Raw genomic sequence first — 17,535 nt, 5'->3', positions numbered from 1 at the left:
CCATATAGTTGAGGCATCATGACGCTCACTGACCGCCTCCCCGGTACCAATGATCCCGACGCCGTGTTCGACGCCTTCCAGAAATGGGCGACCGAGCAGGGCCTGGCCCTCTACACCCATCAGGAAGAGGCGCTGATCGAGATCGCCACCGGGGCGAACGTCATCCTCAACACCCCCACGGGCTCGGGCAAGAGCCTGGTCGCGACCGGGGCCCACTTCGTGGCGCTGGCCGACGGGCGCACCACCTTCTACACCGCGCCGATCAAGGCTCTGGTCAGCGAGAAGTTCTTCGCCCTGTGCGCGGTCTTCGGCGCGCACAACGTGGGCATGCTGACCGGCGACGCCAGCGTCAACGCGGACGCCCCGATCATCTGCTGCACGGCCGAGGTGCTGGCCAATCTGGCCCTGCGCGAGGGGGCGGACGCCGACGTCGGCCAGGTCGTGATGGACGAGTTCCACTTCTACGCCGAGCCCGACCGCGGGTGGGCGTGGCAGGTGCCGCTGATCGAACTGCCGCAGGCGCAGTTCATCCTCATGTCGGCGACGCTGGGCGACACCACGCGTTTCGTGGACGATCTCTCCCGCCGTACGGGCAGGGAAACCGCCGTCGTGGCGAGCGTGGAGCGGCCGGTCCCGTTGATCTTCTCGTACGCGATGACGCCGTTGCACGAAACGATCGAGGAGCTGCTGCAGACCAAGCAGGCGCCGGTCTACATCGTGCACTTCACGCAGGCGGCCGCCCTGGAACGGGCGCAGTCGCTGATGAGCATCAACATGGCCACCCGCGAGGAGAAGGACAAGATCGCGGCGGCCATCGGCAACTTCCGGTTCACGGCCGGCTTCGGCAAGGCGCTGTCGCGGCTCGTGCGGCACGGCATCGGCGTGCATCACGCGGGCATGCTGCCCAAATACCGCCGCCTGGTCGAGACCCTGGCCCAGGCGGGCCTGCTCAAGGTCATCTGTGGCACCGACACGTTGGGCGTCGGCATCAACGTGCCCATCCGCACGGTGCTGTTCACCGGCCTGTCCAAGTACGACGGGGTCAAGACCCGCCTGCTCAAGGCGCGCGAGTTCCACCAGATCGCCGGGCGCGCGGGCCGGGCCGGGTTCGACACCCTCGGCACGGTGATCGTGCAGGCCCCCGAGCACGTGATCGACAACGAGCGGGCCCTGGCCAAGGCAGGCGACGACCCCAAGAAGCGGCGCAAGGTCGTGCGCAAGAAGCCGCCGGAGGGCACGATCGGCTGGGGCCAGCCCACCTTCGACCGGCTCGTGGCGGCCGACCCCGAGCCGCTGACCAGCTCGTTCCAGGTGTCGCACGCGATGCTGCTCAACGTCATCTCGCGTGGCGGCGACCCGTTCGCGGCGATGCGGCACCTGCTGACCGACAACCACGAGGAGCCCACCGCGCAGCGCCGGCACATCCGGCGGGCCATCGGTATCGCGCGCGCGTTGATGGCGGGTGGGGTGATCGAGCGTACGGCGGAAGGAACCTATCGCCTCACCGAGGACCTGCAGCTCGACTTCGCGCTGAACCAGGCCCTGTCGCCGTTCGCGCTGGCCAGCCTGGAACTGCTGGACCGGGAGGCGCCGGACTACCCGCTGGACGTGGTGTCGGTGATCGAGTCGACGCTGGAGGATCCGCGGCAGGTGCTCTCGGCGCAGCGGCAGAAGGCTCGGGGCGAGGCCGTGAACGCGATGAAGGCCGAGGGCATCGAGTACGAGGAGCGGATGACGCTGCTCGAGGACGTGACCCACCCGCGGCCGCTGCTCGAGCTGCTCGAGGCCGCGTACGAGACGTACCGCCAGGGCCACCCGTGGGTCGCCGACTACGAGCTGAAGCCCAAGAGCGTCGTCCGGGACATGTACGAGCGGGCGATGACGTTCACCGAGTACGTGTCGTTCTACGGGCTGTCGCGCTCGGAAGGCCTCGTGCTGCGCTACTTGGCCGACGCGTTCCGGGCGTTGCGGCAGACAGTGCCCGAGGACGCCCGTACGGAGGAACTGACCGACCTCATCGAATGGCTCGGCGAACTCGTGCGCCAGGTCGACTCGAGCCTGCTCGACGAGTGGGAGCGGCTGCGCAACCCGGGTGAGCAGGTCGAAGAGGTCCGCATCGACGACAAGCCGCCCGCGGTCACCCGCAACACCCGGGCGTTCCGGGTGCTCGTGCGCAACGCGATGTTCCGCCGGGTCGAGCTGGCCGCGCTGCGCCGCTGGGACCTGCTGGGCGAGATGGACGCCGAGTCGGGCTGGACGGCCGACCGGTGGGAGGACGCCATCCTCGACTACTTCGACGAGTACACGTCGCTGGGCACCGGACCCGCCGCCCGCGGCCCGGCGTTCCTGCACATCGAGACCGGCCCCACGGCGTGGGTCGTGCGGCAGGTCTTCGAGGACCCGGAGGGCGACCACGACTGGGGCATCGAGGCCACCGTCGACCTGGCCGCGTCGGACGAGGCGGGCGCGGCGGCCATCGTCGTCACCGCGGTCGGCCCGCACTCCGGATGACCCGGGGGCGGGTCGCCGCCGGCTTCCTGCTGACGGTGATGCTGCTGCCGGCGCTGACCGTGGTGGCCCACGCCGCCGGGCTGGAGCTGGCCGACGGGGTGCTGCTTTTCCTGGCCGTGGTGGTCGGGGTGGCGCTGCTGGGCGGGCTGTGGCCCGCGCTGCTGGCCGCCGTGGGCGGGTTTCTGCTGCTCAACTACTTCTTCACGGCCCCCGTACGCAGTCTCGACGTCAACACCGGCCAGGGTGCTCTCGCGCTGGCCGTCTTCGTGCTGATCGCTCTGTCCGTGTCGTGGATCGTCGACCTGGCCGCGCGCCGGCTGCGCCGGGCCGACGCCGCCGCCGCGGAGGCGCACGTGCTCGCCGCCGTGGCCGGGGGCGTGCTGGCCGGCCCCGACCCGCTCGCGGGCTTGCTCTCCGAGCTGCGCGAGCTCTTCGGCCTGTCCTCGGTGTCCCTGCGCGAAGGTACTCCCGACGGCCCCCGCCTGGTCGCCCGCATACCGGACAAGTCGGATTCACGTGAAACATCCGATCTTGCTGCAGGTACGGCCACCACCTCCCCCGCCCACCCGGGTGCCATGGACCCTAGCGGCTCCGCAAGTCGCGCGGCCGCCCGTCCACAGACCGCGACTTCTCCACAGACTGCTCCGGGCCCGCTTGACACCCGCGCCGGCGAAACTGTGCTGCCCCTGGCCGAGGACGGCCTCGTGCTCGTCCTCGAGGGCCGCGAGCTCGACGCCAACGAGCAGCGCATCGCCGCCGCCTTCGGGGCCCAGGCCGCCGTCGCCCTGCGCCAGCAACGCCTGACCACCGCGGCCGAAGGTGACCGGGTCCGCAGCGCCCTGCTCACCGCGGTCAGCCACGACCTGCGCACCCCCCTGGCCGCGGCCAAGGCCGCCGTGGGCAGCCTGCGCAGCGACGACGTGCACTTCGACGAGGACGACCGCCGCGAGCTGCTCGAAACCGCCGACGTGTCCCTCGACCGGCTCGCCGCGCTGCTGGCCAACCTGCTCGACATGAGCCGCCTGCGGGCCGGCGCCCTGGCCGTGCACCCCGTCGACATCGACCTCGAGGACGTGGTGTCGCCCGTGCTCGACGAGCTGGGCTGTGAAGTGCCCGTACAGCTGTCCGGTGACGCCGTACGGGCCGATCCCGGGCTGCTGCAGCGGGTGCTGGTCAACGTCGTCGGCAACGCGCTGCGCTACGGGCCCGTCGAGATCACCGCCGCCGCCGCGGGTGAGCACGTCGAGCTGCGCGTCGTCGACCACGGCCCGGGCATCGCGGCGGGCGACCGCGACCGCGTCTTCCAGGCCTTCCAGCGGCTCGGCGACCACGACAACCACACCGGCGTCGGTCTCGGGCTGGCCCTGTCGCGCGGGCTGACCGAGGCGATGTCGGGCACCCTGACCCCCGAGGACACACCCGGAGGAGGCCTCACCATGGTCCTGCGCCTGCCGAAGGGCACATCGTGACGCGCATCCTCGTCGTCGACGACGACCCGCAGATCCTCCGGGCGTTGCGGATCAACCTGCGCGCCCGCGACTACGACGTGGAGGTGGCGGCCGACGGCGCGAGCGCGCTGCAGGCGGCCGCCGCCCACACCCCCGACCTGGTCGTGCTGGACCTGGGGCTGCCCGACCTGGACGGCACCGAGGTGATCCGCGGGCTGCGCGGCTGGAGCAGCGTGCCCATCATCGTGCTGTCGGGGCGGGCCGAGGGCACCGACAAGGTGGACGCGCTGGACGCCGGGGCCGACGACTACGTGACCAAACCGTTCGGGGTGGACGAACTGATGGCCCGGATCCGCGCGGTCACCCGGCGCGTGCAGCCGGGGGACGCCGCGCCCGGCCCCGTACGGGTCGGGAAGTACACGATCGACCTGGCCGGCCACACGATCACCCCGGAGCAGCGGCTCACCCCGACCGAGTGGCAGCTGCTGGAACGCCTGCTGCGCAACCCCGGCAAGCTGATCACCCAGCGCAGCCTGCTGCACGACGTCTGGGGTCCCCGGTACGACACCGAGACCAACTATCTGCGCCAATACATGGCCCGGCTGCGGCGTAAGCTCGAAGACGATCCGGCCCGCCCCGCGCATCTGATCACCGAGCCCGGAATGGGTTACCGGTTCCAACCGTAAGAGGCACCTTTCGCAACACCCGGCTGGTGCCGCCCACCGATACTGGTCTCGACGCCCCGGCGTCAGTAACGTGACCACTCGGTTGACGGTGGCCCCGAGGAGTGACCGTGTCGTACAGCGACGTGCACACAGGCGGACGGCGCCTGCGCTACGAGGTGTCGGGTGCCCCCGACGGCGTTCCCGTCTTCCTGCTCCACGGCACCCCCGGCAGCCGGGTCGGCCCCAAACCGCGGGCCGGCGTGCTCTACCGGCTCGGCATCCGGCTGATCAGCTACGACCGCCCCGGTTACGGCGGCTCCGACCGGCATCGCGGCCGCTCGGTGGCCGACTGTGCGGGCGACATCGCCGCGATCGCCGACGACCTCGGCATCGGCAAGTTCACCGTGGTCGGTCGTTCCGGCGGCGGCCCGCACGCGCTGGCCGCGGCCGCGCTGCTGCCCAGGCGTGTCACCCGGGCCGCGGTGCTGGTCAGCCTGGCCCCGCACGACGCCGAGATCGACTGGTTCGGCGGCATGATGCCGTCCAACGCCCAGGAATTCGGCACCCCCGCCCAGGACGAGTCGCGCCTGGTCGAAAGCCTGCGGTTACAGGCCGATCGCACCCGGCGCAGCCCGGTCAGCCTGCTCGAGTCGCTGCGGCAGGAGATCGCCGGCCCCGACCTGCCGGTCGTGCGCGACCTGATGATGCAGCAACTGCTCGTCGAGACGTACGCCGAGGCCATGCGCGGCGGGCCCTACGGGTGGATCGACGACGTGCTCGCCACCCGCCGCGACTGGGGATTCCGGCTCAAGACGATTTCCCAGCCCGTACGGGTGTGGCACGGCGCCGAGGACAACTGCGTGCCGCCCGCCCATGCCCGCTGGCTGGCCGAACGCATCCCCAACGCCGAGCTGACGGTCCAGCCGGGCACGGCCCACTTCGGCGCCGTGGAGATCCTGCCCGAGATCCTGTCCTGGCTGGCCCAGCCGTCCGCGGTCCTCGTCGGATGAGCACGTTCGTTCTCGTGCCCGGGCCCTGGCACGGCGGCTGGTGGTACGAGCCGCTGGCCGCCGAGCTGACGAAGCTCGGGCACACCGCCGAGTGTGTGACGCTCGCGGGGTTGTGGCCGGGCGACGATCTCACGCGGCGGCCGGTCAACCTCACCAGCCACGTCGAGCAGGTCACCGAGCTGGTGGCCGACCTGACCGCGGGCGGCGGTCAGGTCGTGCTGGTCGGCCACAGCTACGCCGGCCAGGTCATCAACGGGGTCGCCGACCGGCACCCGGCCCGGGTGAGCGCGCTCGTGCACCTCGACACGGACGTGACCGAGGACGGCGAGTCGTGCTGGGACGTGACCACCGACGACAACCGCGCCTACTTCCTCGACGCGGTCGGCGGTGACGGGCTGGGTCTGGCCCCGATGCCGTTCTTCGACGAGCGGACCCGGCCGCACCCGTTCGCCACGCTGCTCGAGAAAAGCCGGCTCACCGGCGCGTGGCGGCAGGTCCCGATCAAGCGGTACGCGGCGGCGCTGGACACCCCGGGCGGTCTGCAGGCGCCGGTGACGATGGACCGGCTGCGCCACGACCCCGACTGGCACTACGAGGAGTGGCCCGTCACCCACAACGTCCTGCGCGACGGCCCGGAACGGGTGCTGGGGTTGCTGCGCGACCTGTGAGGGCTCACGGGCGGGCCAGGTCAGGTCGCCCGTCTCTGCTCGAGCCGGGGCGGCGCGAGCTCGGCGGCCAGCAGGCGGCCGAACGGGGTGAGCCGGTAGAGATGCCGCGGCGGGCGGCCGGTGGGCACGTCGGTGTCCCAGGTCGTGTCGAGGAAGCCGCGGCCGGCCAGGCGGGTCAGGATCGGGTAGAGCGAGCCCGCCTTGAGGCCCAGCTGCTTGCCCAGGTCGTAGCCGTAGCGCCAGGCGGCTGGCTCGGCGGCCAGTTCGAGCAGCACCGCGGTGGTCTGGGCGGACGGACGTCGAGCACGCGTCACCAGGCAACTCTATATAGGTAGAGTTAGTTTCGGCTACTGTGCGGTCATGTCCGGCGCCACCATCGAGAACAAGTCGACTCTCGTTTACTTCGGCGACGACTCGTTCGCGTACGCCGGGCGGCACGTGCACGAGGACGAGATGCGGGTGCACACGCACAGCTTCGTCGAGGTCGCGATCGTGGCCGGCGGCCGCGGCGTGCACCACAGCCTCAACGGCCGGCAGGCGCTCGAGGTGGGCGACACAGTGCTGCTGCGCCCCGGCGTCTGGCACGGCTACGAGGAGTGCCGCGGGCTGGAGCTCTACAACTTCTGCTTCTCGGCCGAGCTGCTGCGCCGGGAACTGGCCTGGACCCGCGACGACCCGCTGCTGGGGCACCTGCTGTGGACGGGCCCGTACGCGGAACGCCGCCGGGGCATCCTCTCGACGCACCTGGGCGGGCCCGAACGGGCCGCCTGCTTCGCCCACCTGGACGCCCTGGCCGCGCTGCGGTCGCGGCCCGTGCACCTGCACCGGGCCGACCAGATCGCCCAGGTCGTGCTGGCGCTGGGCTGCGTGGCCCGGGCCGTGGGGGCCGACGTGCGTTCCGAGCCGCAGCACCCGGCCGTGGTGGAGGTGATGCGGCGCATCGAGAGCGACCCGGCCCGCAACTGGACACTGGCCGAGCTGTCCGACGGCCTGCACCTGGCCCCGGGCTACCTGGTGCGCCGGTTCAAGTCGGTCACCGGCCTGCCCCCGGTGGCCTTCCTGGCCCGTCACCGGGTCGAGCTGGCGGCCGAGATGCTGCTGCACACCGACCGGACGGTCCGCGCGATCGCCGAGAGCGTCGGCTGGCCCGACCAGAACTATTTCGCCCGCCGCTTCCGCGCCCACTACGGCCTGACCGCCACCGACTACCGCACCCGTTTCACCAGCGGCAAGGCAATCGGCAGCCCGGTCGCCACCGACGACCCCTAAAAAGGGTGCGGGTCGAGGGTGCGGTGCAGGTAGCGGCCGTCGCGCAGGGCTTCGACTGCGGGGTGGGTGTCGCCCAGGGAGTCGCGCAGGCGGCGCAGCGCGTCGCGTTCGGCGCCCGCGTTGCGGCCCTCCATGTCGGCGCGGATCAGGGTCAGGTTGGCCACCGCGCGGGCGGTGTCGGGGTGCTGAGCGCCCAGCACCTGTTCGATGCGGTCGGCCACAGGCACGATCATCGCGTACGCGTCGGGCACCGCGCCCCATTCGGCGGTGAAGATGGCCTGGTTCATCCGGGCCGCCAGCGTGTACGGGTGGTCGGCGCCCAGCCGGCGTTCGAAGCCTTCGGCCGCCTCGCCGGCCAGGCGCCGCGCGGTGCCCAGGTCGCCCGTCGCGCGGGCCACCGTGGAGCGGTTGCTCAGGCAGGTCAGGGTGTGCGGGTGGGACGCGCCGAGGCTGGTCCGGTACGACCGTTCGACCCGGGCCATCTCGTCGGCCGCCGTGTCGGGTTCGCCGATGGCGGCCAGGCTGACCGCGCGGCTGAGCCGGCAGGCCAGGGTCTCGGGGCTGTCCGGGCCGAGCAGCCGGTTCAGGTTGTCGTAGGCGGTGTCGAGCCGGGCCGCCGCTTCGCGGGTGCGCCCGGCGCTGCGTTCGGAGACCGCCAGATTGGCCATCACGCTGTACGTGCGGGGTGAGTTGTCGCCGAACGCCTGCCGGTTGCGGTTGAGGATGTCCTGCAGCAGCGCGATCGACTCCAGGTACTCGCCGGCTTCGCGCAGGTCGCGGCCCAGGTTGGAGCCGACCGACAGGGTCTGGGTGTGGTGTTCGCCCAGCACCAGCGTGCACCGCTCGTACAGGTGCCGTTCGCGGTCGCGGGCCTCGCGCACCCGCCCGGACAGCCGCAGCGAGCTGGCCAGGTTGTTCATCGCCATCATGGTGCGCAGCACGTCCTCGCCGAAGATCTCGGTCCAGGCCGCGGTGGTGCGTTCGTCCAGGCGCAGCGCGTCGGCGTACAGGCCCAGCGCCCGCAAGGAGGCGCCGAGCCCGCCCGCGGTCGTCAGCGTGTTGGGGTGGTAGTCGCCGAGCAGTTCGCGCTGTTCGGCCAGGACTTTCTCGTCGAGCGCGCGGGCCTCGGCGAAGTCGGCCCGGTCGCGCAGGATGTTGGCCAGGTGGAACTGCAGTTGCAGCAGCTGGCGGCTCAGTGACGCGCGGGCGAAGTCGTCGGCCAGTTCGTCGCGCAGCTCGGTCCAGCGGCGCACGTACTCCTCGGCCAGGCGGCGGCCGTCGTTGTAGCCGCCGGACTGCCACACGTACCGGACCCGGTCGATGATCAGCCGGCGCACGGATTCCTCGTGCGACTCGTAGGCCCGGGACACCTCCAGGTGCGGCCACAACTGCCGGAACCGGGCCCAGGTGGCCGGGTCGTCGACCTCGCCGGTGGGCCGGGCCGCGGCCAGCACCAGGTGCACCTGCCGGCGTGCCTCGTCGAGCTGCTCGGGGGCCAGCCGCTGCCGCACGACGTGCTGCACGATCCGGTGCACGTGGATCTGCCCGCCACCGACGTCGAGCTTGAGCAGGGCGAGCCGGTTGATCTGCTGGACGAGGGCGCCGCGGTACATGGCGTCGGTGACCATCGGGTCGAGCGGGCTGAGCAGCTCGGCCATCCGGTCGCTGTAGACCAGGTCGAGGGCGATCTGCGGTGCCAGCACCGAGCACAGGGTGAGCAGCCGGTACGCCGCCGCGGAGCGTTCCTCGAGGCGTTTGAGCGACAGGTCCCACACCGATTCCAGGTTGGCCGGGCCGAACCGTTCGATGTGCTCGAGGTAGTCGTCGATCGGGGCGCCGGTGTCGGCCAGCCAGGCCCCGGCCGCGGCGACCGCGATGGGCAGGTCGCCCAGCAGCTCGGCCAGCCGGGCCGCGTCCTCGCCGCGCAGGCTGGGCACCCGCCGGCGCAGATGGGCCACGCTCTCCCGGCGGTCGAACACGTCGACCTGCACGACCTGGGCCCGCTCGCCCCACGCGGCGTCGCGGGAAGTCACGACGACGTGGCCGCCGGGGCCGCTGGGCAGGAACCGGCTGACCGCCGCGATGTCTTCCGCGTTGTCGAAGATGATCAGCCAGCGGCTCAGGGTGCGGCCCCGGCGCAGGGCGCCCAGCACGGCCTGGGCCTGGTCGGCGATGCCGCCGTCGGGGGCCAGGCCGAGCTCGCGGGCCAGGTCGGAGAGCTGGGTGTCGACGAACGTGACGGGGTCGGCGTCGATCCACCAGACGAAGTCGTACGCGTTGCGGAAGCGGTGGGCGTACTCCATCGCGACCTGGGTCTTGCCGATGCCGCCCATGCCCTGCAGCGCCACCGGGGAGGCGCCCGACAGCACCACCGGGCTGCCGCTGCTCTGCAGCTGGGAGCGCAGGTCGAGCAGGTCCTTCTCGCGCCCGGTGAACTGCACGTTGCGGATCGGCGCGTTGAACAGCACGGTCGAGCGGCCGGGGAAACGCAGGCCGATGCGGGCCCGGTCGAAGTCGTCGGACGGGTGGCCGACCAGGCGCAGCAGCCGGGCCACGGCCACCTCCTCGGGCTGCCCGACCAGGAACGTGGCGTCGCGCTCGTTGTGCCCGCGCAGCGCGCTGACGTCGGAGACGTAGACGACCAGGGGCGTCCGGGGGTCGCGGCCGGACGGCACCCGGGCCTGCTCGGCCAGCGCGTTGGAGCCGGACACGACGGTCAGCGAGCGCCCCTCGGGGGTGGGCACGTTGTCGGCGTCCGGGTCGACCGCCACCACGTTGACGGTGACACCGGCCGATTCGAGCACCTTGGCGATCCATTCGGCCCAGAGCCGGTCGTCGGGCGCGTAGCGCAGCGCGATCGTCGGCTCGGGCAGGACGGCCGGGCGCACGAACCGGGCCGCCGTGCGTTCGCGCAGCGACTCCTCCATCGGTGGCAGGGACGAGATCTCGCCGCCGGTGACGTAGTGCGCGATGGTCTCGTAGGCAGCCAGCATCGAGCTGCGCGAGCCGGGCCGGTCGCCGAAGGTGGCCAGTGTTTCCTCGTACGCGTAGAACGGCACGTAGGGCACCTCGACGGTCGACCAGTACGCGTCGCGTTCGCGGGCCGGCATGCCCGCCGGCAGCCCGGTGAAGCGTTGCCGGGCGGCGAGCCGGCCCGCGTCGGCGCGCTGCAACTCGGCCAGGTCGACGCGCATGGGCACGGGCAGGATGCGGATCTGCCGGCGGCCCTGCTGCGCGGAGACGTTGGCGGCCACCGTGGCGGCGCCGTCGATGCCCTGCTCGCTGAAGGTGAAGCAGTCGACCAGCACGTCCGGCATGTGCACCGTGCAGATGCCCGCGACGTCGCTCCAGCCCGTACGGGAATCGATGAGCGCGTAGTCGTAGCGCTTCTTCATGTCCTCGCGCAGCGCGTCGAACAGCTGCCCGCCGCCCAGCCGCTCGTAGAACTCGTCCCAGTCGCGCTCGTAGACGCTGCGCGCGTAGTCCTGGTTCTGGCTGCCCGCGCCCAGGAAGTCGAGGGTGCCGCCCTCGGGGAAATGATCCCAGTCGATCGTGAAGGCGTGCCGGCTGACCCGGGCGTAGTCGCGGTGCCAGTCGTCGTCGCGTTCCACGTCCTGCAGGGTGGCCTGCTCGTAGCCGCGGACCAGTTCGATCACGCCGCCCGAGTCGGCCAGGGCCTGCGGGGCGATGAACGGCCGGAAGAAGCGGTGCAGGCCGGGCGATTCCAGGTCCCAGTCGGCCACCAGCACCCGTTTGCCGTTGGCGGCCAGGATCCAGGCCACGTTGGCCAGCGCCATGGTGCGGCCGGTGCCGCCCTTGTAGGAGTAGAACGTGACGACTTTCCCGTCACGGTTCTCGGTCATCGGTGCTCCCCGTGAGCTTGGGCAGGGTCGAGTCGGCGCCCTTGGGCAGGAACACCGGTGCGGTCCGCCGGTACGCCGTGCAGGCCTGGTCGATGATGGACGGCATCCGCTCGACCAGCCGGTCGGCGTCGCGCAGCAGCGTGATGCGGTTGCGGGCGATCCCGGCGGCGATCAGGGTATCGGCCACGGTGGCGTGCAGGGTGGCGCCGCGCGCGGCGTACTCGGGGTCGGAGCGGTCGGCCACCAGCAGCACGGTCGCCCATTCGGGGATCCGGCCGGCCAGCCCGCTGAGCCGTTCCAGACCGTCGGGGGTGGCCGCCACCCACGGGTCGATCAGCACCAGCGCCGCCCCCTGGGCCAGCACGCCCAGCTCGCCGGGCCGGTCGACGATGCGGGCGGGCTGCCCGAGCCGTTCGGCCACGTTGGCCACGTATTCGGCGACGGGGAACTGGTGCAGGTCCCGGTACGGGGTCCAGGCGCGCGGCGCCGTGCCGTAGGAGCCGGGCGAGCGGCCGGTGGGCATCTCGGCGCGCTGCGGGGCCAGCACCGCCACCGTGAACAGGATGTCGGTGGGGGCGGTGGGCTCGGCCGTGACCTCGTCGATCGCGACGGCCAGGGGCGCCGGTTTCGGGGCCTCGGCGGCCAGGGTGACGATCCGGTAGGCCAGGCGGCGCACGAGCGTGCGGTACTGCTTCTTGTACAGCGCGAGCCGGGACATGGCCTGCAGGCCCTCCTCGGCGTACTCGGGGATGCCGGCGCCCAGGCGCAGCGCGGCGGCCCGCTCGGCCTCGTGCTCCCACGGCGGCCAGGGCACCCACAGCACCGGCAGCAGGAAGTGGTCGGCCATCTCGGGGTCGGCGTAGCGGCTGGCGAACGAGGCCCGCTCGCGCAGCGGCCACGACTTGTTGAAGTAGCCCGGCGAGTACAGCGCGACGAAGACGTCGGTGCTGCTCAGCACGCCGGCCAGCGCGGCCTTCCAGTCGGTCAGCGGCTGCACCAGGTCGTCGTAGTAGCCGACCTGGGTGCGACGGTCGGCCCCGACGAGCCGTGCCACCTCGGCCGACAGCTCGGTGAACAGCTGCCCGGCCCAGTGGTCGGTGTCGGGCCGGTCACCGGGTCGCAGCCGCACCGAGTGGCCGTAGCTGAGGTAGAAGTAGTAGCGCGTCACGCGTTCTCCCCCCGCTCGAAATCGGTGCGCAGCTCGTGCGAGCCGGGCAGGCGCATCGGCTCGACCCAGTAGTTGTGGCGGATGTCGACGACGCGCTGGGCGATGCGCCACACCACCGTGTCGAAAACGACCTGTTGCCCCGTACGCAGCAGGCCGAGCAGCCCCTCGGCCTGGTATTCGGCGCGGTAGTCGTCGCGCAGCCGGGTCGGCACGAAGATGTTGACGTCGGACACCACCGGCGGCAGCGGGGAGCTCAGCGGGGTCCACAGCACCGGCACCACCGCCGTCTCGTACGGCTGGGCGAAGTCGTGGCGGGGGTGCACCTGGCGCCGGGTGAACAGGTCCCACTCGCGGGCGCACCACTCGCTGCCGGTCAGGTAGGGCGTGGAGAGCAGGCTGATGAAGACCTGGCAGGTGCCCGCCGCGTGCAGCAGCTGCCGTTCCCACAGCTCTCCACCGCCGCGGGCCACGTCGAGGAAGCCGGGGTCGCGCCCGGGCATCGAGCCGATCAGATTGTTGACGTTCTCGCTGAGCTCGTCGAAGAACTGCATGACGAACCGGTTGGGCTCGCGCGGCTGTCCGGCGCCCTGCCTGGGCGGGTCGGGCCGCCAGTAGCTCAGGAAGAACACCGGGGCCGACGGATCGTCGCGCCCCGCCGCCTCGGATGTGCCGTCGTCCTCTGCCACAGGACGCTCAGTCAACCACGCGATCGCAACCTCCACGCAGGACGGTCGGGCCCGGAACGGGGCTAAGCCGTCCAGGCGCCGACGGTGTCGGCCATCCGGCCCACGAACCGCGCACCCGCCGGGGTCAGCCGGTCGCCGGTGCGCAGCCCGTCGATGGCCGCGGCCGTCCAGTCGCGATACCGGCGGAACCGCTCGCGGCTGGGGTCGTCGCCGGCCCGCTCGGCGCGGCGCCGCCACACGTCGGCCACGGCCAGATGCGCGTACGCCCCCTGCAGGGCCGCCTCGACCGGGCGGGGGTCGGGCCGCCAGCCCACCCGCAGCCGGTCGTCGCCCGCGTCGTCGGGCACCAGGTCGATCAGGTCGAGCACCGCGCCCAGCTTGGTGTGCTGGAACTCGTGCACCAGCAGCACGGCCAGTTCCGGCGCGTCCGTCCGGGCGACGCCCAGCGCCCCGAACGCGTGCCGGGAGGTGGCGCTGCGCAGCGTGCCGTCGGGCGCGGGCGCCAGCGGCACGATCGCCCGCAGCCCCTCGCGCAGACCGCCGAGCTGGCCCGGCGCGTCCCGGCCGAGCACCTCCCACGCCCCGGTCAGCGCGGCCGACCAGCCCCCGGCCGCGGTGGCGTCGAGGTGACCGGCCGCGGCGTGCGGCAGGCGGTCACGGTACGGGTCGGCGTCCTCGAGCAGGATCCGGACGCCGTCCACGTCGACCCAGCGGGCGGCGTGCCAGCCGCGCGCGTCGTCCCCGCCCGCGATCGTGGCCCGGCCCCCCGGCCAGCGCAGCGTGAACGAGCCCGGCCCGGCGGCCACGGTGACCTCGGCCGCGGGGGCCGCGAAGAACCCGACGGTGGGCAGGTGGATACGTCCGCCGTGGGCCCGCACCGGCACCTCGGCGCCCAGCCCGGCCCGCACGGCGACCGCGGCGGCGATCGCGGCCGCCCAGTCCGGGTCGCAGTCGCGGCCGCCGTCGAGACAACTGACCGCCCACGACCGCACGAACGGGTGCCGCAGCACCTCGTCGAAGACCTCGGGCGCCTGCCGTTCCAGCTCGGCCAGCAGCCGGCTGCCGGCCGCGGTCTCCCCCGCCACCTCGGACACCAGGGCCCGGTTGACCGCCAGCTCGGCCTCGGCCAGCAGGGCGATCGCGGCGGCGTCGCCGTAGCCGTAGCCGAGGCCGTCGAAGGCGTCCGCCGGGAGCGCGCCGAGGTCGCCCGTGACCGGACCGGGATGCTCGTTGATCGTGATGATGAGCTCCTTCAGGTCGTCGCAGTACACGGAGGGGTTGTCGAAACCGGCGGCCCGCGACCAGCGGTGCGCGGTCAGGCCGCCGCCGCACTGGCGCACCACCGCGCAGGCGCGGCAGGTGGCCGACAGCGCGGACAGCCCGGCCCGGCGGCGGCGCATGGCGGGCAGGCCGGTGACGTCGTCGGCCGAGGCGTCGAACACGGTCAGCCCGGTCGCGCCGCCGCCCGGCGCGGTGGTCTTCATCGAGTCGGGCTCCTCCCACGCCCCGTCCGTCTCGATCACCACGACGTCGCCGGCGTCGACACCGACGGCCTCGGTCTGCGTGGGGCCGCCCAGCCCGAGGGAGCGCACGGAGTCGAAAAGGCGTACGGCGAAGGGCTGCCCGTCGGCTGCCCACCGGTCGTGGAAGGCGGTCAGCCAGCCGCCGAGCGGCTGGAGCGGCGGGGTGTCCCAGGTGGCGTGGGGCAGCAGCAGGTCGATCCGGGGCGGCTCCTCCGCCCGCAGGGCCTCGTAGACGGCGATCGGGTCGTTGGCCGCGTCGACCGTGCACAACAGCCCGGCGTACAGCGGCCGGTATCGGGGTTCGCGCAGCCGGCGCAGGGCCGCGCGGACCCGGTCGTGGCTGGAGGCGCCGTTGCGGTAGCGCCGGTGCCGGTCGTTCTCGGCGCGGCCACCGTCGAGCGACACCCCGACCTTGACGCCGAACTCGAGCAGCAGCTCACAGGTGGTCTCGTCCAGCCGTACGGCGTTGGTCTGCAGGCGCAGGTCGAGCTCGCAGACCCGGGTGATCGCCGGCCGCAGCTCCGCCAGCACCGCACGCAGCCGCCGCGGGCCGAGCAGCAGCGGCTCACCGCCGTGCAGCACCACCCCCACCGAGGGCAGGCCGTGCCGGGCGGCGTGCTGGGCGATGCGACCCGCCGCGGACCGGACGGTCTCCGGCGCCATCGCGACCGGCCGGTCCCGCCACGACTGGTCGGCGTGCTCGTAGATGTAGCAGTGGTCGCAGGCGAGGTCGCAGCGGCTGTGAACCTTCAGGACGAAGTGGCGCAGCGGGCGCCACGGGGTCTCCACCCCGGCTCAGATGCCCGATGTGAAGGGGGTGACGTCGGATCGGTCCCGCGTCCGTTCGTGGCGGACGATGCGGCGGACGATCGTCGCGGACGCCGTCCGTTCGATCCGGTCGATGGGGCTCCGGCGAGCCTCGTCGAGCGGGCGCGGAGCGGGTGATTTCGCGGTAGGCAACGGCACGACGATTCCCCCAGATCCCGGTCAAGGCACCTGGAAGCATAGACAACACTTGAGGTCATGTCACGGGCACGCTGAGTGCTCGCCCTAGTGCCGATTCGTGCCGATGACCCGGTACACCCGGGTCTGTTCGAGCAGGCGGGGCTCCTCCACGTCGCCGTCGCAGAGCAGCGCGACGGGCTGCCGGGGCAGACCGGAAACCTTGTCCGGCAGCCAGCCCACGACCAGCCACACCTTGTCGTCGCCGGGGGTGGCGCCCGGCTCGCGCAGATAGAGCGGAAAGTGCTGCGGGATCACAGCATCCGACGCTACGCGGTGACCGGGCGCCCGCGCCGGGCTTTCACGGACTGACCAGCGGCTCCATCCGGCCGCGGCGCTCGTTGAACACCTCGCCGGGCACCTTGACCGCCTCGTCACCGGCGGCGATGCGGTCGATCAGGTCGCGGTCGACGGCCTCGCCGGGGCCGGGCATCGGGTCCCACGAGTCCCACGGGAGCACCTCGACGTCGGCCCGGTCGCGGATGACGTTGCCGGCGACGAACCACTCCCCCGCCATGTTCGCCGGCGGGTGGCCGAACAGCTCCGGGTCGGCCCGGCCCGCGCGCACCAGCCGCCACGCGTCCGGGCCGGGCAGGAACTTGTCGCGCGGCACGTCGAGCGGGTCGAAATCGAGCTTCAGCGCCTCGGCCTGCACCGCGTCGATCTGCGCGTCGACCAGGCGGCCGCCCACCTCGACCACCCAGTGGTCGTCGTAGCGGCCGGGCGTGAAGTAGGCCCCGAACCCGGCCCGCGAGCGCGCGTCGAAGCCGTGGGCCCGCAGCATCGCCACGGTGAGCACGGTGAAGCTGCGGCACATCGTGGGCACCCGGTCGCCGGGTTCGCGGGCCTCGCTCAGCGGACGGTCCCCCGCCGCGTCCAGGAGCTGTTCGGCCCGCCGCAGGTGCACTGTCGGCGGGTCGTCCAGTTCCACCCCGTACGAGCCGGCCCAGCCCTCATGGATCAGCAGGCCCTGCACCGTCCGCACGATGGCGGCGACATCGGGCGGGAGCGCTTTCACGGCGGCCGCGTGCCGCCCTGGATCGGTCATGGTCATGCTGTCCAGGGTGGACGCTGACACTGTGTGAGGGTCAAGCCGTGCGGCGGAGTTTGACGGTGTTGTCGGTGCGGTGATGCGCCACGCCGTCGATCACGTGCTCGCGCGGGTGCTCCTCGGCCAGCAGGACCTCCCACTCGTCGCCCAGCGCGAGGCTCTTGACCACCTCGTCCGGACCGGGCAGCGGCGGCATGTCGTCGTGCTCGGGGCGGTGCACCGGCCCGGTGTCCATGTGCCCCTCGATCAGCAGCACTCCGCCCGGCGCCACGGCGGCCGCCGCCCGGCGCAAAATCCCCTCCCGGTCGAACGCGCCCCAGTGGTGCAGGAACTGCGCGCTGACCAGGTCGTACCGGCCGTCGGGGAACTCGGCCGTCAGGTCGCGCCGCTGAAAGTCGATCGTGGGCACGCCCCGCTCGGCGGCGTGCTCACGCGCCCGTTGCAGCGCCACCCCGGAGATGTCGACCGCGGTGACCTGCCAGCCCCGCTCGGCCAGCCAGATCGCGTCGCCGCCCTCGCCGCAGCCCAGATCCAGGGCCCGGCCGGCGGGCAGGTCGCTCACCTCGCGCACCAGCACCACGTTCGGCCGGCCGCTCCAGATCCGGTCGCTCCCGGCGTACCGGGCGTCCCACGCTTGTTCGTTGTTCATGCGCCCAGCCTGCGGCAGCGGC

General features: G+C 72.6%; 14 protein-coding genes. 6 read left to right on the top strand and 8 right to left on the bottom strand.

Going from position 1 to position 17,535, the window contains the following annotated elements:
* Positions 1 to 18: 18 nt before the first annotated feature.
* From BKA14_RS09390 to BKA14_RS09370, 5 genes are all read left to right on the top strand, one after another.
* Positions 19 to 2,511: a DEAD/DEAH box helicase gene (locus BKA14_RS09390; RefSeq protein ID WP_184950524.1), complete on the top strand. Its 2,493-nt coding sequence runs from the start codon at positions 19 to 21 to the stop codon at positions 2,509 to 2,511.
* Positions 2,508 to 3,980 carry a sensor histidine kinase gene (locus tag BKA14_RS09385; RefSeq protein WP_184950523.1) on the top strand — a complete coding sequence of 491 codons (1,473 nt, stop codon included), beginning with the start codon at positions 2,508 to 2,510 and terminating at the stop codon, positions 3,978 to 3,980. Before BKA14_RS09390 ends, BKA14_RS09385 begins: the two co-directional genes overlap by 4 nt.
* Positions 3,977 to 4,645 (top strand): response regulator, encoded by a 669-nt coding sequence (locus BKA14_RS09380; RefSeq protein WP_184950522.1) that lies wholly within the window; start codon positions 3,977 to 3,979, stop codon positions 4,643 to 4,645. Before BKA14_RS09385 ends, BKA14_RS09380 begins: the two co-directional genes overlap by 4 nt.
* 107 nt (positions 4,646 to 4,752) lie before the next feature.
* Positions 4,753 to 5,634: an alpha/beta fold hydrolase gene (locus BKA14_RS09375; RefSeq protein ID WP_239092378.1), complete on the top strand. Its 882-nt coding sequence runs from the start codon at positions 4,753 to 4,755 to the stop codon at positions 5,632 to 5,634.
* A complete protein-coding gene (locus tag BKA14_RS09370; protein ID WP_184950520.1) occupies positions 5,631 to 6,302 on the top strand; it encodes an alpha/beta fold hydrolase in 672 nt (223 codons plus the stop codon). The genes BKA14_RS09375 and BKA14_RS09370 overlap by 4 nt, the downstream gene beginning before the upstream one ends.
* A gap of 20 nt (positions 6,303 to 6,322) precedes the next feature.
* Here BKA14_RS09370 and BKA14_RS09365 read toward each other — a convergent pair whose 3' ends face one another.
* Entirely contained in the window at positions 6,323 to 6,616 is a 294-nt protein-coding gene (locus BKA14_RS09365) for a PadR family transcriptional regulator (RefSeq protein ID WP_184950519.1), read from the bottom strand.
* A gap of 46 nt (positions 6,617 to 6,662) precedes the next feature.
* On the opposite strand from BKA14_RS09365, the gene BKA14_RS09360 reads away from it, so the two are divergent.
* Positions 6,663 to 7,571: a helix-turn-helix transcriptional regulator gene (locus tag BKA14_RS09360; protein WP_184950518.1), complete on the top strand. Its 909-nt coding sequence runs from the start codon at positions 6,663 to 6,665 to the stop codon at positions 7,569 to 7,571.
* On the opposite strand, the gene fxsT is transcribed toward BKA14_RS09360, so the two are convergent.
* The 7 genes from fxsT to BKA14_RS09325 all read right to left on the bottom strand — a co-directional run bounded on the left by fxsT (position 7,568) and on the right by BKA14_RS09325 (position 17,513).
* Positions 7,568 to 11,434 (bottom strand): FxSxx-COOH system tetratricopeptide repeat protein, encoded by a 3,867-nt coding sequence (gene fxsT, locus BKA14_RS09355; protein ID WP_184950517.1) that lies wholly within the window; start codon positions 11,432 to 11,434, stop codon positions 7,568 to 7,570. The genes BKA14_RS09360 and fxsT overlap by 4 nt on opposite strands.
* Complete coding sequence (fsxC, locus tag BKA14_RS44980; protein WP_184950516.1) at positions 11,418 to 12,602, bottom strand: FxsC protein; 1,185 nt, start codon at positions 12,600 to 12,602, stop codon at positions 11,418 to 11,420. Before fsxC ends, fxsT begins: the two co-directional genes overlap by 17 nt.
* Positions 12,599 to 13,288: a TIR-like protein FxsC gene (locus BKA14_RS09345; RefSeq protein ID WP_184950515.1), complete on the bottom strand. Its 690-nt coding sequence runs from the start codon at positions 13,286 to 13,288 to the stop codon at positions 12,599 to 12,601. Before BKA14_RS09345 ends, fsxC begins: the two co-directional genes overlap by 4 nt.
* Before the next feature lie 62 nt (positions 13,289 to 13,350).
* The gene (locus BKA14_RS09340) at positions 13,351 to 15,600 is read right to left on the bottom strand and encodes an FxsB family cyclophane-forming radical SAM/SPASM peptide maturase (RefSeq protein ID WP_203721895.1); all 2,250 of its coding nucleotides are present in this window, start codon (positions 15,598 to 15,600) and stop codon (positions 13,351 to 13,353) included.
* A 261-nt stretch (positions 15,601 to 15,861) separates the two neighbouring features.
* Positions 15,862 to 16,071: a hypothetical protein gene (locus BKA14_RS09335; RefSeq protein ID WP_184950514.1), complete on the bottom strand. Its 210-nt coding sequence runs from the start codon at positions 16,069 to 16,071 to the stop codon at positions 15,862 to 15,864.
* Between the two features lie 43 nt (positions 16,072 to 16,114).
* The gene (locus BKA14_RS09330) at positions 16,115 to 16,891 is read right to left on the bottom strand and encodes a transglutaminase-like domain-containing protein (protein ID WP_184950513.1); all 777 of its coding nucleotides are present in this window, start codon (positions 16,889 to 16,891) and stop codon (positions 16,115 to 16,117) included.
* A gap of 10 nt (positions 16,892 to 16,901) precedes the next feature.
* Positions 16,902 to 17,513: a class I SAM-dependent methyltransferase gene (locus BKA14_RS09325; RefSeq protein WP_184950512.1), complete on the bottom strand. Its 612-nt coding sequence runs from the start codon at positions 17,511 to 17,513 to the stop codon at positions 16,902 to 16,904.
* Positions 17,514 to 17,535 lie beyond the last annotated feature (22 nt).

Origin of the sequence: Paractinoplanes abujensis (genome assembly GCF_014204895.1) — a bacterium.
GTDB classification, from domain to species: domain Bacteria; phylum Actinomycetota; class Actinomycetes; order Mycobacteriales; family Micromonosporaceae; genus Actinoplanes; species Actinoplanes abujensis.
The sequence above is the reverse complement of the archived record's forward strand: the minus strand, read 5'-3'. Positions and strand labels throughout refer to the sequence as shown.